The sequence below is a fragment of the Acidithiobacillus caldus ATCC 51756 genome (assembly GCF_000175575.2).
GTDB lineage: Bacteria > Pseudomonadota > Gammaproteobacteria > Acidithiobacillales > Acidithiobacillaceae > Acidithiobacillus_A > Acidithiobacillus_A caldus.
On sequence record NZ_CP005986.1, the window covers coordinates 232669 to 254859 of the forward strand.

The 22191-nt window shown below is 55.6% G+C and carries 20 protein-coding genes and 1 pseudogene; 4 read left to right on the forward strand and 17 right to left on the reverse strand.

Going from position 1 to position 22191, the window contains the following annotated elements:
* Window positions 1-113 precede the first annotated feature (113 nt).
* The 3 genes and pseudogenes from ACAty_RS15110 to ACAty_RS15735 all read left to right on the forward strand — a co-directional run.
* Complete coding sequence (locus ACAty_RS15110; protein WP_038471461.1) at window positions 114-611, forward strand: LEA/WHy family protein; 498 nt, start codon at window positions 114-116, stop codon at window positions 609-611.
* Between the two features lie 71 nt (window positions 612-682).
* Entirely contained in the window at window positions 683-1237 is a 555-nt protein-coding gene (locus ACAty_RS01210; protein ID WP_004870141.1) for an FUSC family protein, read from the forward strand.
* Between the two features lie 415 nt (window positions 1238-1652).
* Window positions 1653-1880, forward strand: a pseudogene (locus tag ACAty_RS15735) (IS3 family transposase); the annotation flags it as partial.
* Window positions 1881-1969: 89 nt separating this feature from the next.
* Here ACAty_RS15735 and ACAty_RS01215 read toward each other — a convergent pair.
* From ACAty_RS01215 to ACAty_RS01290, 15 genes are all read right to left on the reverse strand, one after another.
* Complete coding sequence (locus ACAty_RS01215) at window positions 1970-3142, reverse strand: tyrosine-type recombinase/integrase (protein WP_004870143.1); 1173 nt, start codon at window positions 3140-3142, stop codon at window positions 1970-1972.
* A gap of 593 nt (window positions 3143-3735) precedes the next feature.
* Window positions 3736-5811, reverse strand: coding sequence for an O-antigen ligase family protein (locus ACAty_RS01220; RefSeq protein ID WP_038472482.1), 2076 nt, complete (start codon window positions 5809-5811; stop codon window positions 3736-3738).
* 108 nt (window positions 5812-5919) lie between these two features.
* A complete protein-coding gene (locus ACAty_RS01225; RefSeq protein WP_004870147.1) occupies window positions 5920-7365 on the reverse strand; it encodes a mannose-1-phosphate guanylyltransferase/mannose-6-phosphate isomerase in 1446 nt (481 codons plus the stop codon).
* Window positions 7362-7808, reverse strand: a complete 447-nt coding sequence (locus ACAty_RS01230; protein WP_051620708.1) for a GDP-mannose 4,6-dehydratase — start codon at window positions 7806-7808, stop codon at window positions 7362-7364. The genes ACAty_RS01225 and ACAty_RS01230 overlap by 4 nt, the downstream gene beginning before the upstream one ends.
* 66 nt (window positions 7809-7874) lie before the next feature.
* Window positions 7875-8309, reverse strand: coding sequence for a PIN domain-containing protein (locus ACAty_RS01235; protein ID WP_038471464.1), 435 nt, complete (start codon window positions 8307-8309; stop codon window positions 7875-7877).
* Window positions 8299-8550: a type II toxin-antitoxin system Phd/YefM family antitoxin gene (locus tag ACAty_RS01240; protein ID WP_004870153.1), complete on the reverse strand. Its 252-nt coding sequence runs from the start codon at window positions 8548-8550 to the stop codon at window positions 8299-8301. Before ACAty_RS01240 ends, ACAty_RS01235 begins: the two co-directional genes overlap by 11 nt.
* Window positions 8551-8665: 115 nt before the next feature.
* The gene (locus tag ACAty_RS01245; RefSeq protein ID WP_004870155.1) at window positions 8666-9835 is read right to left on the reverse strand and encodes a glycosyltransferase family 4 protein; all 1170 of its coding nucleotides are present in this window, start codon (window positions 9833-9835) and stop codon (window positions 8666-8668) included.
* A gap of 259 nt (window positions 9836-10094) precedes the next feature.
* Window positions 10095-11261, reverse strand: a complete 1167-nt coding sequence (locus tag ACAty_RS01250) for a glycosyltransferase family 4 protein (RefSeq protein WP_004870156.1) — start codon at window positions 11259-11261, stop codon at window positions 10095-10097.
* A gap of 300 nt (window positions 11262-11561) precedes the next feature.
* A complete protein-coding gene (locus ACAty_RS01260; protein WP_004870158.1) occupies window positions 11562-12848 on the reverse strand; it encodes an O-antigen ligase family protein in 1287 nt (428 codons plus the stop codon).
* On the reverse strand, window positions 12845-13723 hold the full coding sequence (locus tag ACAty_RS15115) for a glycosyltransferase family 2 protein (RefSeq protein WP_038471474.1): 879 nt from the start codon (window positions 13721-13723) through the stop codon (window positions 12845-12847). Before ACAty_RS15115 ends, ACAty_RS01260 begins: the two co-directional genes overlap by 4 nt.
* Window positions 13716-14792: a glycosyltransferase family 4 protein gene (locus tag ACAty_RS15120; RefSeq protein WP_004870162.1), complete on the reverse strand. Its 1077-nt coding sequence runs from the start codon at window positions 14790-14792 to the stop codon at window positions 13716-13718. Before ACAty_RS15120 ends, ACAty_RS15115 begins: the two co-directional genes overlap by 8 nt.
* Window position 14793: 1 nt before the next feature.
* On the reverse strand, window positions 14794-16221 hold the full coding sequence (locus tag ACAty_RS15125) for a glycosyltransferase family 4 protein (RefSeq protein ID WP_004870164.1): 1428 nt from the start codon (window positions 16219-16221) through the stop codon (window positions 14794-14796).
* Between the two features lie 94 nt (window positions 16222-16315).
* Window positions 16316-17764, reverse strand: coding sequence for a flippase (locus tag ACAty_RS01275; protein ID WP_004870166.1), 1449 nt, complete (start codon window positions 17762-17764; stop codon window positions 16316-16318).
* Window positions 17765-18098: 334 nt separating this feature from the next.
* On the reverse strand, window positions 18099-18404 hold the full coding sequence (locus ACAty_RS01285; protein ID WP_004870168.1) for a hypothetical protein: 306 nt from the start codon (window positions 18402-18404) through the stop codon (window positions 18099-18101).
* Window positions 18401-18763, reverse strand: a complete 363-nt coding sequence (locus ACAty_RS01290) for a MarR family EPS-associated transcriptional regulator (RefSeq protein ID WP_004870171.1) — start codon at window positions 18761-18763, stop codon at window positions 18401-18403. Before ACAty_RS01290 ends, ACAty_RS01285 begins: the two co-directional genes overlap by 4 nt.
* A gap of 520 nt (window positions 18764-19283) precedes the next feature.
* On the opposite strand from ACAty_RS01290, the gene ACAty_RS16335 reads away from it, so the two are divergent.
* Window positions 19284-19673 carry a hypothetical protein gene (locus ACAty_RS16335; protein WP_051620716.1) on the forward strand — a complete coding sequence of 130 codons (390 nt, stop codon included), beginning with the start codon at window positions 19284-19286 and terminating at the stop codon, window positions 19671-19673.
* Here ACAty_RS16335 and ACAty_RS01300 read toward each other — a convergent pair.
* Complete coding sequence (locus tag ACAty_RS01300) at window positions 19659-20489, reverse strand: Wzz/FepE/Etk N-terminal domain-containing protein (RefSeq protein ID WP_004870176.1); 831 nt, start codon at window positions 20487-20489, stop codon at window positions 19659-19661. The two genes, ACAty_RS16335 and ACAty_RS01300, sit on opposite strands and share 15 nt — an antisense overlap.
* Before the next feature lie 225 nt (window positions 20490-20714).
* Window positions 20715-22163: an undecaprenyl-phosphate galactose phosphotransferase WbaP gene (gene wbaP, locus ACAty_RS01305; protein ID WP_004870179.1), complete on the reverse strand. Its 1449-nt coding sequence runs from the start codon at window positions 22161-22163 to the stop codon at window positions 20715-20717.
* Between the last annotated feature and the right edge of the window lie 28 nt (window positions 22164-22191).

Sequence of the window (22191 nt, forward strand, 5' to 3'; positions counted from 1 at the left end):
TCCTTGGAAAGGCTTTGAAGCTTCATTGTCCCCTTGGCGCAAGGGGTTGTCGAGGCGGGAACTGGTGCCCAGGGCGTGGGGTCCATGATGAGGATATAAAAAGGGAGAACGGAATGACGCGATCCATCGGACGGCGTTTCCACAAAATACGCCTGACTCTGGGAAACCTGGTCTTTGTCGTGTTGCTCATGGGGCATGCCTATGGGGACACGCGCCCCGTGATTCGCTACGAGGGGAGTCGCTTACTGGGCGTGGAAAGAGGACAAGCGCTCCTGCGCGTGCGCCTTGAGGTCACCAACCCCGGTAAGCAAGCGATCCCGGTGGAATATGGCCGAGTGGACTTGCGCCTCGGCCACCAGCCCATCGGCCATGGCACCATACCCCCCACGAGCTTCCCGGCGCATCGGCAAAGGGCCGTGGAGGTCCCTGTGGAGCTCTCCCTCAGCCGCTTGGGCGGCTTGCTGCCTGACCTGCTGTTGCGGCCCGCGCTGCCTTGGTCAGCCCAAGGGTACGTGCAGCTTGCGGGACCCAGGATTCCCATTGATGAGCAGGGAGAGGTGCGCAGCACCCAGGTCACCCCGCTTTTGGAGCAGATCTTCCGGGAGGAATGAGGCTGTCGCCGTGAATCGCACTAGGTCTTGCGTTACCATCCCACCCTGATCGCAGAGCAGGAAACCCTGTCATGAATCTCTTCCCCCAAGCCCAAGACCATCTCCTCCGGGCGGAGCGCAAGCTGCAACGCAAAGGCCCCTACCTGCACAGCGTTGCCTTGACGGTGTTGGTCATGGCTGCCTACTTCCTGGGCTACGGTCTGGACGATGTGGTACCCACCCACGTCACGGCGGCGGTGATTGGCGCCCTCTGGTCTGCTGTGACCGTCCTCGCGGTTTTCAAGGACGAATGGACGGAGACCTGGCACGGCTTTTGGTCGACGTTGGCCTCGGGTCTTTTGGGGGGAGTGGTGGCGATCTTATACCTCTTGTACCTGCCGCAAAAGATGCTCGCCCTTGCGGTTGTCATGGTCGTTGCCCTGCTGTCGAGTCAACTGCTGGGATTCCAAGACCGTGGCCGTCAGGTCGTCTCCACCGTCTTGCTCATCGTGATCTTCTCCCACCTGAACCGCAGCCCTCCCTGGCTCAATGTTGGCATGCGCTTGGCGGAGGTGCTCATTGGTTCCATGGTAGGACTGCTCGGCGGCTGGCTGCTGAGAAACGCAGGGGTGCTGGAAGAAGAGTAGTAGCCTTGCAGGAGTTACGTCCCGCGATAATTTCGGCGTAGCATCCAAAACTTTTGGGGTCAAATGTGCAAAAATCCAGATGCCTTGGCCGGGGTTCCGGGACCAGCATAGCCCTTGGGATCGCCCGTCTGCCTAAGCATTCCAGGTGGCACAGGTGATGCGTTCATCGGGGGAAAAGCGCAAAAGCCCGATGCCAGAGTTCATGACGCGGAGCAGCCACCAAGTGCTCGGCGCGTATCTTCGCCGCTTGGTGGACTTCTTGATCTGCTGAACATCGGACGGATGCGAGACAGAAATCCAGTGCACCAGGGCAACGGGCGGTATAGGCCAAGCCGTTGCTTTAGCGGACCGTTGGGGTGTTCCGGTGGTAAACTTGGCTCGTAGCAAATCCCTATTCCAGAAACACGGAGCCCGAATCTCCCTGTCCCGCAAGGGAAATTGTTACGACAACGCGCCTATTGAGGGCTTCTGGGGGAGCCTAAAGGACGAAATGGTACACCACGCCACTTTGAAGCCGCATGGAGGCCGAGGCCGCTATCCGGGAATACATCGAGATTTTTTACAATCGCCAGCTCGCCACTCACGTCTCGGCTATCTGGCACCGGCTGTCTTCGCCCAGTCCTACTGGAGGCCAGCCGCTTGAAGCGATAGCGTCCACTATTGCAAGGACACCTCATCCGTGAACACTATCCTCCTGATAGGCATGCAATTGCCTTGATGCAGCGATCATTCTTACACTCGCTGACCAGATACAGGATTGCCACACCCCCCGCAAAATCGGTGGTCGGGCGCCAGGGCGGCACCGCAACGGGTACAGAAGCGTTGGATTTGGACGCCCGAAGGCGACGGGGACGGCTTGGGTGTGGTTGAAACTCCGATAGCTGGATCTGCTCCGCGCACGGCCTCTACTAGGGACTTCCCGCTCAGATGGGTATATCTGGCCAGCATCTGGGCGGTTTTGTGACCGGTGATCCCCTGCACAACCGCTGCATTCAGCCCCCGCTCGAAGAACCGGCTGGTGGCCTCGTGGCGTAGATCGTGAAAGTGGAAGTCCTCCAGGCCAGCCACCTTGACCGCCTTGAAAAACGAAGCCCGGACGCCGTCCTGTGTGGCGTAGCTCCACACGCGGTTGCCATGCCCGTTGTGGCGCGCTCTCTGCCGTTTCAAGGCGTCCTCTGCCCGTTCAGAGAGGGGCACCGTCCGGCCCTTGCGGGTCTTGGTCAGTTCCGGGGGGAGTTTTATGGTGTGGTCGGTGAAGGATATGCGGTCCCAGGTCAAGGTAAAGACCTCTCCCTGCCGCATCGCGGTCTCCAGGGCGACAATCACGAGATCGGCAAGCTCCGGGTTCTTCCTGGCGCAGGCCTCCAGCAGGCGGTCTTCCTCGTTGCCAACAAAGCGCCGGTCCCGGCCTTCGGGCAGGCGGGGTTTGCGGACGAGTTCAACCGGGTTGATAAGATCGACATAGCCCCATTCCTTTCTCGCGATGGTGTACAGGTGCGAGAGCACAGCCAGCATAAGGCGGATGGTGTTTGCCGAGCGGTTCTCTTTCTCCATGGCACGGATGGCTTGGGCCACCTGTGGACCGTCGAGATTGGGGAGTGGAACCGCCTGCCACAGGCTGCGTGACCACCACTGGATGAGGGAATGTTCCCTCCTGGACGTGCGCGGTGCCTTGGAGGGCAAGATCTCCCGCGTATACCGTTCAAAAGCGGCTTTCAGGGTGAGTTCCCGGACTTCCACTTTTTTGTAGACTTGGGCGGGTGTCTGGGTTTCCAGGCGGGCTTCGACCTGTGCGGCCCACTGTAGTGCTTCCCGCTTGGTGTCAAAGGTAGCGGAAAGCGATGGGTAGCCTCTTCTGCGTACCTGGGCACGCCAGAACTTGCCGCTTTGGAATACGGATGCCATGGATCGCCTCACCATCTTGGTATAGCGCAATGGTGCCGGGCGACGGAGGAGCTATCAAGAGAGAAAGGGGGTACTAACCCAGAGACCAGAAAACCACAAATCCCTTGGTCGGTGGCAGGTTGCCCGAGGCGTGTAAATATCCTCAGAAGGCGCAGAAACCCCCTACCTCGGCGGATGATTGCCGACAGACAATAACAAAGCAGAACAAGCGGGTACGCCGCAGTCTGTTGTTTATTTGTGTGTTATTCTTCAAATCATAATCCGCGTGTCCGGGGTTCGAGTCCCTGAAGCGCCACCAATAAAATCGAGCAGATAAGAAAATTCCCCAGCGCCAGAACCCGCAGACGTCTTCTTGGGCCCGGGCAAGGGCAGGCGGATCTGCCATGTTGTATCCAGTCCTTGGGACCCTCGTCCGCAATATCCTCTCGATCTGATCGGTTCCAGCTCCCGGGGACGACCCACATCGGGACGAGGCAGGGCAATCGCTGGCATATCCTAAGTTGCGGCAGCGCGTTCTTGGCACAGCAGGGACGCTACACCCGACCTGCCTGGGCCTCGGGGAGCGGGCACGCACCGGATATATCGCGCTAGCGTCAGGATTTGGTTGGCGTCGCCATAGTCTTTTCGGCGTGGACGATCTCGCGCAGGAGTTCCAGGGTGGGACCGAAATCCGGGTTGGCCTCGAGGCTCGCGATGAGGGTCTTTTCCGCCGCCTTGGGATCGTGGGCCAGGAGCCACTGGCTGCGGGCGATGACCCACTCCAGGAGGGCGCGCGGCTCCGGGAAGAGCGGCCGCTTGAGGCCCGCCTGCAAGAAGGCGATGCCGCCCGCCACATCGCCGCGGTTGAAGAAGGCTTGTGTCGCGATCTCGCTGCGCAGGTTGACGCTTTCGGGGGTGAGGGCAAGACCCTTGCGCCAAGCCAGCACCGCGTCGTCCCGAGCTACCGCCGGGCTCAGGCCGAGGACGCTGCTGCCGTAGTTGAGATACAAAGACCCGATGGCGTTGTAGACCCCCGCCTGGCGGGGAATACCCACGAGCGACTGGCGATACTGGTGGAGGGCGGCCTCCAGCAGCACCTTTTTCTGGACCGTGGGCATGGAGGGCTCCTGCGCCACGAGGTTCAGATAGGCGTTGCCGGTGTACACCCAGGGCTGAGTCGCCTGCGGGCGCGCCGCCTCCAAGAATCGGGCTGCTTTCATGAGAAAGATCGCGCGCGCATTGGCGTTGGGTATGAGGCCGTCGAGCCAGGCATTGGCGCTAAAAAGACCGTAGACCGCAGCGTCCAGCGCCAAAAACCAGCCCGCCAGCACAAAGAGCAGGGCCATGCTGAGCTGGATCACGCCGGGGTGCCGGATCCCCAAGCGGGGCAGCAAGGGTGCCGTATCCTTGGGCTGTTGGTACAGGCGCCAGGCCTGGGCCAAGAAGATTCCGGCCAAGATGCTCAAGGGCAGGTTGTAGAAGATGAAGTTGCCCAACGCGTGGCCGGTGATGGCGAAAACCCCCAGCACCAGCCCCAGCGCCCAGTAACGGTTTTCCTCGGAGATGCCCAGCCGTGCAGGATGGATGATCAGGCGATAGAGGGCGTAAAACAAGGTCCCGGCAAAGGCCAGCAAAAAGCCCAGGTTGATGAGCCCCCCTTCGGCCAGGAACTCGATGTAGTCGTTGTGGGCGTAGGTCCCCGCCGAAGCCAGCTCCCCGTGCAGGCGGTAAGCGGGGTAGAAGAGAAAGTAACTGCCAAGGCCCGTACCCAGATACGGATGACTCAGGAAAATGTGCCAGGTGGCGATCCACATCAGACCGCGTGAGACCGTTTCTATGCTGCTGCTGATGTAGCCCGGCGCAAGATGGCCGAGCATATCGTAATGGTGCAGGTAGCCAAAAATGGCGTATGCAGCGACTTCTATGGCCAGCACCAAAGCAAGCTTGCGCCCGAAACCCGGCGTTTTGCGGAAGGCGATCAAGGCCACGAGAAAGGTGCAGAGCCAGGCCAGAGCACCGCCGCGGCTATAAGTCATCCAGAATGCAAAGGTGGTGAGCGTCAGCGTGACGAGGTAGAAAAGAACGGTCCCATCGATGCGCCGTAGCGCTTGTCGAGCGTCGTCGCGCTGACCATCGAGGTAAAAAAAGCGCCCCAACAGCACGAACCAAAGCAAGTTCATCCAGGCAGCAAAGCTGTTGGTGTCCAGCAGAGGACCTTGGACACGAATGTTTCCCAAGGCCTGACCGGTGGCAACGCCGTCGAAATATTCCCAGAAGGCGATGCCGACGAGTACCCAGGTGGTGACGAGTATCCCGCGCCAGAACCACGGCCAGACGGCTGGGATATCCCCCTCACTTTGCAGGACCCAGAATAAAAACCCCAGTGGCACCGCCCCCAGAGTCCAGAAATAAAACCAGCTACTGTACGGTACATGGCTCCAGAAGAGCGTTAGCCAATACCAAAAGAGCCAGAGCAGCATGAAGACCGGCAGAAACCCCCGAGGCCAGGGCAGACCGGCCTGAAGACGGGGCCACAGCACCGTACCACCCCAGGCCAGCATCAGGACGCTGCTCAGGGCCAGCAAAGGGATGGTCTGGCCGTTGTAGTACCAGCTGCTGATATAGCCCAGAAGGGGAAGCAAACTGAGCCAAAGAGCGCGGGTGGCAGAGATCTTGGGTTTGGTTTTCATCGCCGGCATGTCGTAAACGATTTACCGCAGTCTAGCAGAGAGCCTGCAGTCACTGGAAATCTCTGCGTCGCGGCGTGCCCAAGGGCACAGGGGCTGCGGCCATCGCCATCAAGCCGGTGTGCGCCCGTAGCGATCTTCAAAACGCACGATATCGTCCTCTCCCAGATATTCGCCGCTTTGCACCTCGATCATGACCAGATCGATGACGCCGGGATTGATGAGGCGATGGGGCGTGCCGGCAGGAATGTAGGTGGATTCGTTGGTGCGGATCAGGCGCTCTTCATCCCCATTGACAATCTTGGCCGTCCCCGACACCACAATCCAGTGCTCGCTGCGGTGGTGGTGCATCTGTAGGGACAAGGCTGCTCCGGGCTTGACCAGGATACGTTTGATCTTGAAACGAGGTCCCTCTTCCAGAACGGTATAGGTGCCCCAGGGCCGGTGGGCGGTGCGGTGCAGGGCGTGGCTTTCGTGGCCGCGACGCTTGAGTTCGGCAACGATCTTCTTGACCTCCTGATCCCGATCCTTGCGGGCGATCAGGAGCGCATCCGGCGTATCGATGATGACCAGATCCTCGACGCCCAGCAGTGCAGCCAGTCGCTCCGAGCTGTGTACGATGCAGCCATGGGCATCCTCCAGAACCACCTCGCCAACTACCTGGTTGCCCTGCGCATCGGCCTCCAGTAAGCCACCAAAGGCCGACCACGAACCGATATCGGACCAGCCGAAGTCCCCCGCCACCACGGCCGCCCGTTGGGTGGGCTCCATAACGGCGTAGTCGACGGAGATGTCGGGTAGCTGGGCAAAGCTTTGGGGGAGTTCCAGGTAGTCGTCCTGCCGACGCCCATGGGCAAGGACTTGCCCCAGCGCTCGGGATAATGCCGGTTGATGATTGGCGAGTTCCTCCAAGAAGATCCCCGCACGCAAGCAGAACATGCCGCTATTCCAGCTATATCCGCCCGCATCCAGGAAGCTCTGGGCCCGCGCCAGATCGGGCTTCTCGACAAAGCGTCGGACGCGGTGGCCAAGTACGCTGCCCTCGGCCATCAAGACCTCGCCCGCTTCGATATAGCCATACCCCGTCTCCGGCCAGCCGGGAGTGATGCCAAAGGTGACCAGATAGCCCGCCTGAGCCAGTTCCCGGGCTTTCTCTACCGCAGCCAGAAAGGAAGGCAGATCCTGAACCAAGTGGTCGGCAGGTAAGACCAGCAGTATCGTATCTGGACCGAAGGATTCCTGCAGCTCCCATGCCGCTGCCGCTATGGCGGGTGCGGTATTGCGGCCTACGGGTTCCAAGAGGTAGCGCAGCTGCCGATGCCCTTCCCTAGAGTCGACAGCGTCATAGGCATCCCGCGTCTGAAAGTAGTAATCGCGATTGGTGACGGTAAGGATCTCCTGCACGTCAGGTATTGCCGCCGCTCGCCGGAGACTCTTCTGCAACAGGTTCTCGCCATCGGGCAAGGTCAGAAAGGGTTTGGGGTGGCTTTGGCGCGACAGGGGCCAGAGACGGGTACCGGCGCCGCCGGAAAGAATCACCGGGATGAAGGCGTTCATTGCGCTTGTCCTCCAGCTACCCGCCGCAGGTCCGCCTCCATCATCATCTGCACCAGGGCATCGAAGCCCACCTCGCGCTCCCAGCCTAGCTTTTCTCGCGCTTTGGCAGGATTACCGATGAGAATGTCCACCTCGGCCGGGCGGTAAAAGGCCGGGTTGACGCGGACGACAACCTTCCCGCTCTTGCGGTCGATACCCTGGGTCTTTTCGTCTTTACCCTGCCATTCCCGATCAAAGCCAGCGCTTTTAGCATCCAGGTTACCCAATTCTGATACATCCTGCAGACCGTGGCGAATCTGCGCCAGGGTCAGGGTGATCTTGCGGGTAACGAACTCGATGCCGCACAGGGACGATTCATGGTGTTGGGGGATGTCGCTAGAGGCGTGCATTCCAAATCTCTCTTGGTAGTTGATGGCGATCCAATAGGGGAAAAGCTTGGCCACGCCGGAATGCCGCCGTCTGCAGATACCGACAGACGAAGCCGTTGGCGCCGGTGAGGTGGAGTTTCATCAGGGTTCCCGCCAACCACTTTGTAACGGATTGGTGAGCCAGACACCGAGAACGGATCGGCCATCCTGCACATCCTCGGTCAGAAGATGCGACACGCCTGCCTCCTTTACCGTTGCAATCAGCAAAGCATCCCAAAACGACAAGGAGTGCTCAATGACCAGGGACATAGCGGTGGATACTGCAGCAGGCGATGCGGTCACTGTCGGAAAAAGCACCATCCAGTCATGCACCTGTTCGGCGGCATCTGTAGCGGGCATGCCATTTTTTAGAGTGACCACATGAAAAAACTCCCCCAGCGCCTGGGTAGCCAGGATGCAGTCGCTTCCCACGGCTTGATCCAGAACGTCCATCGCCCGCCCGTGACGTTCGCCCGCATCGCGGTCCATCGCATAGACAAGGATGTTCGTGTCGAGGGAAATGCGCTTAACGCGCATGCGCGGCTTCCCGATCGAAGGAGTCCCCTCCCAGCGAATATCCCTGCCGCATCCTGGCCCGGGACCGTTCCAGTGCGGCTTTTTCGGCCTCCGACATCCGCCCGCCGACCTCGATGGGTGCGATGCGCGCCACCGGGCGCCCCCTTTTGGTCACAATGATCTCCGTGCCATGGGACGCCATTTCAATGTATTTTGAGAAGCGCTGGTTGGCCTCCCGAAGCGACACATGCTGGATGGCCATCGATATTACCTCATTGCGAATAAGCCATTGAACTAAAATGTAGGACATCTGGCAATTGTGGTCAAGGACGATCCACACAAAAGCAAGATCCGAACGGACATGACCAAAGCGTGGATCAAGCCGAACATCCGCCCTGTTTGCCACTTTGGAACGCCGCCCACTCCCGCTCCACGAATGCCGTGAACTCCGCGCGGAAACGCTCTGGGGCGAAGCGCAGGGCGTTTTCGCGGCAGGCTTCCGGGGTGATGGCCGCGCCCGCAGCCTCGAAGCGCTTCACGGCGGCGATGATGGCGGCGGCGGATTGTTCGTAAAAGAATACGCCGGTGGGCGCGGGGGACGACCCGGCGCGCTCCGCATCCAGCAGGGGAACGATGGTCTCCAACGCCCCACCCCTGCCAAGGGCGATGACAGGCGTCCCGCAGGCCTGGGCCTCTAGGGGGGAGATACCGAAGTCCTCCTCCGCCGCGAACACGAAGGCCCGCGCACGCTGCAGGTGATCGCGCAGGACCTCCACGCCCGCAAAGCCCAGCAATTGCACGTTCGGCCCCGCCTTGGCCCGGACCTTGGCGAAATCCGGCCCATCCCCGATCACCACCAGACGCTTGTCCGGCATGGCGCTGAAGGCCTCGACGATCAGGTCCACTTTCTTGTATGGGACCATGCGCGAGGCGGTAACGTAGAAATCTTCCTTGTCCCAGCACAGGGGAAAATCCGCCACATCCACCGGCGGGTAGATGACACGGGACTCGCGCCGGTACACCTTGCGGATGCGCCGTGCGATAAAAGAGGAATTGGCAACAAAGGCGTCCACACCGTTCGCCGTGCGAACATCCCACAGGCGGATATAATGTAGGATCGCCTTTGCCATCCAACTCCTTATGCCCCGCTGTAGCCCAGCCTCCCGTAGATATTGATGTTGTAAGTCCCAAGCATAACGGATGGGGGAGTGCACATAGCTGATATGAAGTTGATCTGGCCCAGTCAGTACCCCTTTGGCCACCGCATGGCTGCTGGACAAAACCAGGTCATAAGCGGAGAGATCCAATTGCTCGATGGCCAGAGGCATGAGGGGTAGATAGCCGCGATACTTTTTTCGTGCCCGAGGCAGGCGCTGGATGAAGGACGTGGTCGCCGGCTTGTTGTAAATGAAATCACGCTGACCAAGGGGCAAAAAATCCACCAGGCTGAAGAGATCGGCGTCGGGATAACAGGCAAGCATCTGCTCCAGTACCCGCTCCGCTCCCGCGTAAACCACCAGCCAGTCGTGAACTATGGCGATGCGCATCAGTCTTCCGCAGCCTCCGCAAGCACCCGCCAGGTCAGTTCGGCGGTTTTAGCCCAGTTGAATTGTCCACAGCCCGCGGCTGCCCCTTCTCTCGTAGACCCGCGCGCAGGGAACTATCCTCGATAAGCCCATTCGGCGCGCGCACAAACCACCAGCCAGTCATGGATTTATTGCTATATGCATACCTCGGCGTTACCTTTAGTTCTTCGGGAGTCAGCCAGTGCGGCATAAATGTTGAAGCAATAGGTTTCGCGCCGAGTCATTGTATATCATTAAGTAACTGTCGCTGAAAATGTGTTGGCCCCATCTTGGCAGATACCTCCTTTTGCAGCGCCTCTGCCTTACTCACAACATCGTCGTAGGAGCGCATCATGCTGGTCAATAGCTGCACGAATTCATCCGCAGTGGAAGCAATATACATTTGATTCACCAGCCATACAGGAAATCCCTCTGCACCTTTTGGTGTGGTTACCATAGGCTTGCCGTATCCAATGGCATCCAGCACCTTGATCTTAACACCTGCGCCAGAAAAAATTGGCGCCACAACAATCTGCGACTTGCATACGAATGCGTCAATATCATCCACAAAGCCACAAACGCGCACACCATCGTATGCAGAAAATTGTTCGCTACCCTTTCCCGCCACATGCAACTGCACACTGTCTCGCCTTAATTCCGGCAAAACCTTGTCACAAAACCAATGCAGGCCATTATAGTTATTTGGTAACGTAAGATCGCCATAGTAAGAAAGGATGAACGGCGTCCCCTTCCCGGACTCTCGGGCTCCACAAGGCTTGTCGGCAGGAATGGGAAGGGCCAACCGAAGTCTGTCCGCAGGCAAACGGTAGTGCAGTAGCAAGGTATCCCTCTCTATTTCTGAAATCGCATAAAGATATGAAAAATCGGAAAGAAACATATTTTCGAGAGGACGATATTGTAGAACAGACATTTGGTGGGCGAGTTTGAGTAACCCTCGCGATTCCAAGGCAACAGAATAATGATATGCACTTTCAATATTGTGGACCCTAAGAATCGATTTCGCATTCTTTGGTATTATGCGCTTGATATCCGACCACAGGCTAAATAGCTGCATACCTTCGATGAATATAACAATTTGATCGGTATTAGCCACAATTGCCCGACGAATATCTATTACCATGCGCCGATTGTACCTGCGAACACAGGCAAGCGGATAACGCCAACGCCACGGCCGGGGATCAATGCCTCTTGCGTATAAATGGAGATGAACATTGGCGGGTAGCGATTCTGGAGTGATAAGCTCCTGTGGATAATCGATCGCGTAAATTGTTACGTCGTCCACAATGGAAGCAGTAGCCTCAATGCGACGACGAATATCCTCGGATCCACCATTGGAATGTTTACGGTATGGATTCACTAGCGAGCAAAATATGACATGGGTTATCATATATAATTTCTACCCATATTTAATTTCGTGGATGGCGACCGCTTCCTTTGTTATCGCCAGATGACCGATATTGCTCAAACCCCAGTGCAATTGCCCCCGCGTCCGAAGGGGCAGGACCGTCTGCTGCCAGTGGTGAGCGCGGGCACCGCTGAGAGGGCGCCGGGGAGCGATCTGATGCATTTGATCAGACGGCATGCGCTGCAGTAACTCCAGCAGGTAGCGTTGAACGCCGGTTATCGGGTGAGAGAGAATGCGCGTGTTTATCGCGAACTCTGGCAGTCTGTTGGTAGTCACAAAATGTCATGCCTTCCTGGAAATAAGCCAGACCGTAAATAACAATAAATAATCCAGCGTAGTGATCCCGAATATGCTGGTGAACGGAAAGGTGGAACAGGCGCTAACCACACCGATGGTGAGGATACTCCGTGGATGAGCTTGGAGGCCTTTCATAAGGGTTTTCCACAACTGCCATATAAATGCCAGAATAACAAGGAATCCAACCAGTCCAAACTGGAACAACAAAGATAACCAGACATTGTCAATAACAATTTTCTGGGTGAGGGCAAATCGACTGCTCTGCATTAACCCCGTGCCCAACAGCATCGTAGCCACGCCGTGGTTTAACCATATTCCACTGTAATGCGCCCATTCTTCATAGCGTATGAGCAAGGACGCGTCGGCAAAGAGATGATCAGTACCGCGTAATCCAGCGATGATCGCAGGCGCTACGAATGCGACAAACAAGCCTATGCCCGCATAGACGCCCCAAAGCAGGGACAGTCGGATGCCGCGCCACTTGAAAAATGTGATTAAAGCTGCCGTGGTCACGGCAAGCAGCACCTCCACATAAGTGGCTCTTGTCAATGTCATGTAGGTAGCCACAAGCGCTAGAACGAAGCCAATGGCAGCTAAAGATTTACGGCGTCCATTCCATTGACCTAGGGCCGCCACGCTCATAGCCGCTACCAGAGCGAGGTAGTGCCCAAAGTTGGAGGCCGAGCCAAAGAGAGAGAAGGCACGCACCCGTCCATAAAAATCCCAGGAATAGACCTGAAAGTATTGATCCACAGATATAGTAGGCAGAATAGGATCGTTAGTGACGCTTTGCCAGATTCCCAAGCTAACCAAGAGTACAAAAAGCCATGTGATTATCGTGGCAATCTGCCGCTCATCTACGGTTTCTTTGAAAGCATACAGGAGCGGAAGTAACAATAGAAAATATAATGTTGACTCAAAGCTATAAACAATGTATATCAAGGAGTAGTTGGCGAAGAACGTAAAAAATACGGCTTCAAAAAACAGATAAGTTACTAAGGTCGCCCACGCAAGAAGTATCGGCGCAGGTGTGCCTAGCTTGCGTTTTATCAACACGCCCAAGACTGCAATGGCTATCATGAGCAATTTTAGGACAACGGTTGGAATTTGCACATGACCAGAGAAAATAGCCATCTCGATCTGCGGCATCACTCCATTAATCATGGAAAGCAGGAGCACCAGAAGCAGGATATATCCCAGCCAATGGCTGAGCCCCCAACTCTGCTCCCGCACCTGCTGGCGGCTCTGTGTATATGCTACGGCGACCCTCATCCGATTTTCCTCATGCCAGCATAGGTGCCGCGCAGGGTCGCGACAAAACCGGGCAGGTTACATCGCAACACTCGCTTGGCCAGGCGCCCCAGCACGCCAATGGAAATTGGCCACGCTGGGATCAGCGCGTAGCGTCGGAAAAAGCGAACCGCCGACGCATTGAAGTAATAATCCAGCAATGGACTGCCTTTGCCTGTTGCCGCGTGTTCTCTGTGAAGAACGATGGATTGATCGGCAACGGCGAGGCGCCACCCCGCCTTGCGTAGGCGAAACGAAAAATCCGTATCTTCCCAGTACATGAAAAAAGTATTCTCGTCCAATAACCCGACTTCTTCCAGCGCGCGGCGGCGTAACAAGATACTGGCAGCAGTAAGGTAATGAAGCCTTGCGCCAGGCACTGGACCGAGGTGATGCCGTGTACGTCCAGACCAAAAACACACACTACCCCCACCCCAAGCCTGAATGTCCTTGGGATTGTCCAAATAGTAGAGCACAGATCCAACCGCGCCAACCCCAGGATCAGTCTCAGCCACAGCGACCATGGCAGTCAGCGCGTGGGGATCGACTGTTGTGTCGTTGTTCAGGAGCCAAATATAATCAGCACCTTCTTCCAGGGCACGGCGGACACCCACATTGCAACCACCGGAGAAACCGAGGTTACGCCCCGTTTCCAGGATGGGAACCTCGGGATGGGCAGCGCGGATGCGCGCGACGGAATCATCCGTAGAGCCATTGTCGACCACTAATACGCGATAATTGGTATAATCTAACGACGCTAAGGAATCCAGACAGGCGATAGTGTCTTGCCAGCCGTGCCAGTTGAGAAGAATTATCCATATTGCAGGCGAGTTATGGTCAAGTAATGTTTCAGGCATTGGTGTACTTCCGCAACACTAGCTCGAAAGAATCACATGCCCTTCTCCACGTAAATTTTTTAATGGATTCGTAACCAGCACGTGCGAGATCTGAACGTAACTTTTGATCTGCGATTAATGTTCGAACTGCTGCCGCCAGCCCTAAGGAGTCAGCAGGTGGAACGAAAAGCCCATTGTGTCCGTGCTCAAGAAATTCGCGATGACCGCCTATATCGGTAGCTACCACAGCAGTGCCACACATCATCGCTTCGCAAGCGGGAAGTCCCCAGCCCTCGCTGAGACTGGGCGCCAAAAATATGGCTGCACGGTTATAAAGTTCCCTTAGCAATAAGGGAGAGGGAAGCCTATAATATTCAATCCACGGAGGCAAAGTGGGTCGACGAGTTGTGCCAAACAAAGTTCCGACTAAGCATGGGAACTCCTTCTTCAAGGAAATCAGTGCCTCAACACCATATCGGGATCCTTTCCAAGACAATGGATGGTACAACATCATAATATGATATGGGTTACGCAATTTGATATCGTGATCGATTCCGAATGAATCAAAATCAAGGCCGTTCGGTATATAGTCGCTCTCCTCTCCCATGGAGTCAGCAATATCTTTTAACCAACGTGCTATCACGATCTTATGTAAGGGGGCGCGCCATGTCTGCTCAAGCCTGGAAATATCGTTATGTCCCCAATTCTCCCAGTGCTGGATAAGATAAAACTTTTCCCCTTTGCTCGAAGGATAATCGCTCACCCATTCGGCTGTCTGCCACGCAGTGGCTATAATAGCATCACTCTCGTGTATAAATCTCTCACTCAGCGATGGGCGCCAGAGTAACTGTACCCTGGGATCAATAGAAAACCATTTGTTTGGGAGATAACTTTTATCGATCGCGCGTTGAAAAAAACGAGCTAGTTTTTTGGGGTATTCTAAAATTGCAGTAGTTTTATCGAGCAGCGCAGTATGCACCACCGCTACGGAATGTCCATTTGCCGCTAGACAATTAGCGTATTGATAGACCACTTTAAATCCGCCAATTGGATGTTTTCCCGGTCCGGGAAGTGTAAAGGTGATCTTCAACTTAACGGATTCCTGCGCAATCAACATTGTTTGTTGGCAAGTCGTTGGCTTGAGCTAAGTTATGTACACTCGTAGGCCACAGTGCATACCATTTGTTATTATTGATGATATCCAGGAGATGATACGTGCTAGCAAACCAGTCCCTGTAGGCCATACCGACTGACTTGGGCTCCTCATTTCTTTCGGCAAGCGCCAACCAATTTACTATTGCATCGGCGATGGCGTCTGCGCCTGTATTCTCAAAGTAAAAGGCATGTTGACCAGCGACCTCCCTAAATATTGGAATGTCTCGTGCAATGATCGGTAATCCGTGGTAGGCAGCTTCAATTAGCGGAAGACCGAAACCTTCCGAGAAGGATGCAGCCAAAAGTGCCGTGGAGTTACTATACAGCGATACTAATGCCGCATCATCAACGAACTCAAACCAAAACAAGCGGTTACCATACTCTCTATGGTTTATTATCGTTCCTTTAATGCTGGGTTGTAAAAGCCCGACTTTGCCGACGATAACAAGAATTACGTCTAAACCTTTGCTCCATAGTGTTTCAAAGGCCTGTATGACCTGCGCGTGACCTTTATGGGGATCCATAACACCTACCATTAGGAAAATAGGCTTATTCTTGGCATTCAACGTAGTATGGATGCAGTCTGGTACACCGTAGGTACCAAGTTCTTTTAAATTGATAAAATCTGCCCCTAAATAGAAAAAGCCTATTTGGAGATTTTTATTTTCGTAAATCCCTTTTTTATTTAACCAATCTAATAATTCGTCCGCGATGGACTTAGAAACGCAGATAATCCCATCTGATGTAGATAGAACACCGTGCAACCAGTTGCGATAAGTTCGGCGAGCGATGTGCGCTATTAGTGAGGATGTGAGGTCGCTGTCTCCTAGACAGCAAGAGCGTAAATCAAGAAGGTCGTGGACGACAAAGTAGGTTTTTAGACCTTGTAATCGTAACTCTTGTAACGCCTTAAAGTTGAATTTTCGGTATAAATCTAGGCTGATAAATATGTCTCCGGGTTTTACGTTAATAGGATAGTTGTTCAACCCCGATGAGTGACAACGATCGCCATCGTGGCCTTTCTCGCCGCATGTTATGAGGCCGTCGCGAGTCGATTTGACGGTAACAACTTGATAGCCCTTCGCGGCTGCTGATAATTGCTCTAATATCTTATGTACGACGCGATGTATGCCCCTTGCATCCTTGTATGATGATATCGCAGAGATATCGTAAAAAAGTGTCGGTTGAGCAGTGACGGCCGCAAGATCTTCATAAATGTGACCCCTGTGCTTGGTAGGCGCAAAATTTATCCGCCGATTTCTTGTCCTGAAGTAGAATACGGCGACATCAATCCATCTCATTGGCAGGGGAAAATATTCCGATATTAACCGGAGCACATTTCGTAATCTCTGCTTACTTTTCATAAGTCACGCGGAATCTCATATGTTGTAAATACTGTGCGTAATACGGTCTTAATTTGCCCTCTATTGTTTTGCTCAGTGAGCAGCTCTATTCTAGTTAAAAAGTGCAAAGTAATCGTACCTTATGCTTTACATTGTCAGGAAGGATATGTAAGGATAATAATGCAGTTGCGAGTATTATTCCTATTGTGCATATCATATAGTACAATGGCTCAATGCTTATTGACGCTAGCAGTATCGATGCGCCAAGGATGGGCAGTGCTTTAATTGATGGTTTCGCTAGTAATGGCAAATTACCGCTAGCCTTAAACCACGCAAAAGAATCTAGTGTCATTCGCAGTGACCAGGCGATGGCCGCTCCAGTAATTCCGGCATATTTTATTAGAATCCACAGAATGGTTAAGAAGGGTACCAGCTGAATAAAGTAAAACTTAGTAATTATATCTGGTCGTCCTATTCCCTGTAGGTATGAATAACACGGGTATGATGGTCCATTTAACCATATTCCAATCAGTAAAATAATTGCTATGGGTGTGGTCTCGTTCGCGAGAGGTTCGCCGATCCAGAGATCGAGAAATGGGTGCATAAGTAGTATTGCGGTGACTATTAAGGGAGTTTGGATGGCGATGAGCGATCTAATTGACGGATCCAAAAGGTCCTTGTTATCCCCTGGTTGGTTTTGAGAAAAACGCGGGAATAACGTTGTGTTGAGAGCGGATGGCAGATAAGTTAATTTTTGAGTTAAGTTAAAGGGTACGGTATATGCGGTTACGGAAGCGGCTCCGAGTTGGACGCCGATTACGAGCCGATCAATGATGGTGAGCAGAGGTATGACGGCACCGGAAACGCTCACCCAGCCACCAAAGCGGAGTAACGGACCGATCTCTGCGCGATCCAAGATAGGCCATCCCACAATGGGGAGGCTGCGCGTGGTTACCCACAGCATGACCAGAACCCCCATCAGGCGTCCCGCCAGCGCTGCGGCGATAAGCTCAGCGATGTTACCATGGCCAAAGGCAACGCTGAGCAATGGAAAGGTCTGTAGCCCAATCACGCCGATGATTTGGCTGATATTCAGCGAGAGAAATGCTTGCCGTGCCTCGAGTGCTCCGGCTAGTACAGAAATGAGGGCGATGAGCGGTACGATGGCTGCGAGCCAGGGGATGGCCCTCTGTGCCTCGCCGCGCAGTTCCACTGGGATCTGGAAGATCTCGGCGAAGAGCCAATGGCCCAGAAAGTACAGGACGATTCCGCCCAACAATCCCATGCCGGCGCTAAGGATGAATGCCGTCCAGAAGGTGCGATTTCGTTCGTCGCTGCTTTCCTGGCGGGCAACTCGCTGCGCCACGGCGCGTCCGAGCCCGAGGTCAAAGGCGCCAAAATAGCCGAGCAAGGTGAAGGCGAGGAGCAGGACGCCATAACGGACTTCACCGATCCAACGCAGATAAAGGGGGACCGTGGCCAGCGAAACCACGGTGGGGATGAGCAGACCCGCCAGATTGATGAGGGTGGACTGGGCGATGCGGGGAGAATGTGTTGCTGTCATGCAGGCGTAGGACCCCGCGTAGCGGTCGGGATCTTAATAACCGTAATCCTTCCGCTCAGGGCGATACGATGAATCGGCAGATGGCGTAGATTAGAGGCGCGGAGAGGAACAGCGACTTTGCACCCGTGTATCTTCCTCTGCAATTGGGTGGTAAGGAAGGCTGGATTGTTGATGGGAGGTTTGGAATCGATAAATAGGTCCAAATCGCCGCCCAACTTGCGGTCATCCACCCGCGAGCCGAAGAGCCAGACACGGGCTTCCGGGCCGAAGCTTTCCGCCGCACTTTGGCGGATTTGGGCGATTTGCTCGGGGCTGAGGCGCATGGTTAGTCCACCTATCTCGAACCTGGCGGTTTTGGGGAGTGCGGGCATCCGTTCGCGACGCCAGCCGGCGAGGTCCAAAACAGGATGTCTTGGCTCAGGTGTAGCTCCGGCTCGTCGAATATCCAACAGCCGCCTGGACCGCCTTCGCCCAGATCGAAAGGCGTCCCTACCTTGTTGCCAAGCACCGAACTGGCCCGCGCATTAGCCGGCGCGGGGCGGGGACGGGTAACCAGTTGACCGGCGATGATCTCGCCCACGACATTGTCGGGCAGGCTGAGAAGGTCTTCGTAGCGCGCGAGGCGCTCAGCGGTGGTCATGCCGCGCCTCTTCCGGCATCAAGACCTGATGCGGCAAGATCGTCCACTTCCCGGCGCAGAGCGGCGATCTCCGCCCGCAGGGCGTCATACTCGGCCATTTTGCGCTGGAGGAATCGGACGGTGACGATGGCCTTGTGTTCCATGCCCTTGGGGGTGAGGAGGTAGGCGTAGGCGCTTTTGTCGCGATTGCGCCGGAAGTTCCCAGCCTTGATCAGGCCCTTGCTGATGAGGGCCTTGATGCAAAAGTTGGTTTTCCCCACGCTCACACCCATGGCGGCGGCCAGTTCGCGCTGGGTGTATCCCGGATGTTCCGCGATGAGTTTGAGCAACTGGTAGCGCGTTGCATTATCAAGTTTCATTGTGTGCTCACACGATGAACATGGGCACGAGCATAGGGTGTCTGTTGCTGGAGTGTCAAGTTGCGGAGCTCTGGCGTTTATTACCCCAAGGGCAACATGCCGGATCTCCCGCATCAGATTCAAGCCGCCCTGTTCTCGCAGGGAGAATTCCAGTTCCAGGAAATCCCCTTTGGTTAATTCCCCCACGAGCCCCGACACCCGCAAGCCTCCTTCTCTGATGCTCCAGATTCTCCCGGCGTGCCAGTCTTCCTCCCGCAGGCCCCGCGCCCGGATTTCCAGCCTTTTCGACTGGCTCGGCCGCACGCGATAGTGCTCCCGGCCGCGGCCAAATGGGGAGGCAGGTAATGCGTGCTGGAGTACAACCGGTACCGAAGCAGTGCTGGAACGGGTGCGCGATACAAGCTGGTATCTTCGCCAGAAACCAGATTGGAGAGCATAGGGATCCCTCTTGGCAGTTATTTCGTTGGTCAGAAGTATGCGGGGTTTGTGGATAAGTCGGCGCCCGGCTACACTCTCCGGCATGGACGTTCAAGAAACCATCGACAGCCTGCGTAGGGTACTGGAGAGTGTCATCGCTCCCGGTGTGGAGTCCTTGCGGCTGCGGCTCGATGCGCTGGAAAGGGATCTCCAGGAGAATGGGCAGGGCATCGACCGTCTGGATGCCCGGATCGATCGCCTCACCGGAAGAATGGAGGAGGGTTTCTCACGGCTCGACGTCCGTATCGACACCTTGGGCACCAGTATCCATGCCCGCGTGGACCACCTCACTCGACCAGCGCGTGGTGGCGCGTCTGAAAATGCTCGAATCGATGCAAGCGCACTTGGAGATGATGCACTTTACTCCCGGTCAGCGCGTCAGCTTGGGCCAATGACGGTTTGGTTTGAACGGTTACAGTCAAGTGGTCGCTGAGTCATCGTTGGACTTGCGACTGGAGCGAAGCAGCACCACGAGTATTCCAACGAAGAGCCCGCCAAAGAGTGCCAGAATCAATACCACCAGCTTCTTGGGTGAAACGGCTACCGGATCGTAACTGGGTTGTCGGACCACCTCAGGAGGGCGGGTGTTTGCCGGGGATAGTTGATTCTCTGCATTGGCAATCTGCTGGAGCAGGGAGGACGCCTCGGAAAACCGCATGGACTGCTCCAGGAGTAAAAGTGCGCTCGGCTCTCGGTGTTTGGTGTGCCGGGTATCCGATGGGCTGCTGGTTTCCAGGGCTCGATATTGTCGTTGCAGCTCTTTCAGCTGAGTCTGATGGAATTTGAGGGTCTGCGCGTAACGATCCTGCTCACGGCTCAGCAGACTCTGCACGATGCTATGCAGGTAGCTTTGGGCCTCCTCCGGGCTTCGTCCGTAACTCTCTAGTTCCAGGAGATTTGCATCGCTTTTCTCCACGCTTGCGCTGTGGATCCTGGGTAACTGCTTCTTTGCTTCTATGGTATTGACTGGACGATAGTTATTATAAACCTTCTGCGCCAGCAAGCTGGTATTCGCCAGGGGCTGTCCGGCCACCATGCCCACCTGCACAATGGCCTTACTTTGGTAGATCGTAGTGCTCGTAGCCAGGTAGAGCCCCGCCAGAGCGAGAAAAACCACACTGCTGCCCACGACAAGCCACTTGCCTCGCCACAGACGTTCCCAGAGCTCCCATAAACTGATTTCGTCCTCGGGCGGCGGGCTCGCGATGATCTGAATGGCCGGCGGTGTCGTAATCGGTTGCTCACCCACATTGGCCTCCTGGTTGCGATGGAGGATGAAGGAACGAAGACTAGCGATTAGTTGATCGAAATGCAAACAGTTGATGCAGATGTCGTAGTCTTCTTAATAAGCAATAACTGCGAAGGGTTTGCATGGGTTTTCTCCTGCCAGAAAAGGATAATATTGACTCTCAGGGTTTTCTCGGTCTAGGCAACGAATCATTCGGTTACGTCAGCATAATTTATATTGGAGACATCAATAGGCGCCATCTCGGCGCAAGACCACGCGCACGGTCCGCAGGAGGATGACGATATCGTACCAGAGCGTCCAGTTTTTGATATACCAAGCGTCGAGTACGCTTCGATCCGTGAAAGTAGTTTCAGACCGACCGCTGATCTGCCACAAGCCTGTGATGCCCGGGCGAACCAGTCGGTAGAGGGAGATGTTGTCGCCATAACGTTCTGTCTCGCGCGCTATCAGTGGCCGCGGTCCAACGAGGCTCATATCTCCGCGTAGTACATTGAAAAGCTGGGGTAACTCATCGAGACTGCTGCGCCGAAGGAACCTGCCTATGCGGGTGACGCGCGGATCGTCGCGTAGCTTGAAGTTGCGTTGGTACTCCTCGGCTATGGCAGGGTTCTCTGCCAGATAGCGTTGCAAGCGCGCCTCGGCATCGGGCACCATGCTGCGAAACTTGAGGCATCCAAAACTCTTCCCGTCGCGCCCCACCCGTGTCTGCCGAAAGAAGACGGGTCCACCATCCTCTTTGCGAATGCGCCAGGCAATCGCGACAAAGACCGGGCTCAGGAGCAGAATCAGCAAGAGCGAGCCGATCAGGTCAAAGCTTCGTTTGATCAGACGAGGAATGGGCCTAGCTAGGTTATCGCGTATGCGCAGCATGAAAACTTCGTGGCTGAAGAAGTGCATCACTTCCAGGCCGTAGAGGGGCAGTCCGCGTAAGGCTGGGGCAATCGCGAGATTGGGATAGTGGAGTCCGAGCAGGCGCAGCAGCGATTCTTGCTGTCCCCAGTATTTGTTGTCCAATGCCAGAACCACTTGCGGATTGCCCAGGTCGCTCAACGTCTCCAGTGGTTTTGGGCCAAGGGAATGCAAGGCGGGTGCACCGGCATTTAGCAAGGATTGACTGGGCTCGACTCCTTCGGGTATCAGGATCCATCGCACCTCGTACCCCAATACGGGGTCACTTTGAATGGCCTGCATGGCGTCGCGAGCATTTGCTCCCGAGCCGATGATGGCGACTGGGCGATTCCAAAGTCTCAGGTGCAGAAAGAGCCAGCGCAGGAGCAGTCGGCCCAGGGGCACGAGCAGCAAAGCCAGTAGCCAGGCGGAAAAGAGCCACAGGCGTGACAGAGGCCACTTGCCGCTGAAGGCAATAGCCGCGTTGAGGCCCAGAAGAAGGGTAAAAACGGCAATGATGTCGCCCACCTCATCCCAGAGAACCCGCCGCCGCGCGTAATGGCCTTTCTGCTGAAAGATCAGCATGCCGAGAACGGCAAGGAAAAGGTAGAGAAGAATGTTGATTTCTGCCAGGCTGCCCCACCAGTTGCCCAGTACGTACCAGACATTCTGATGGTAGTAGAGGGCGTGGGAAATTCTGCTGAAGTACACGGCGACAAAGAAGGCAAAGAGGTCGCCAATGGCAAGCGTCCATGAAATTTTGCGGCGCAGCGCCGATATCTCCACAGTTAGCCTCCTACCATCGCGCTGCAAG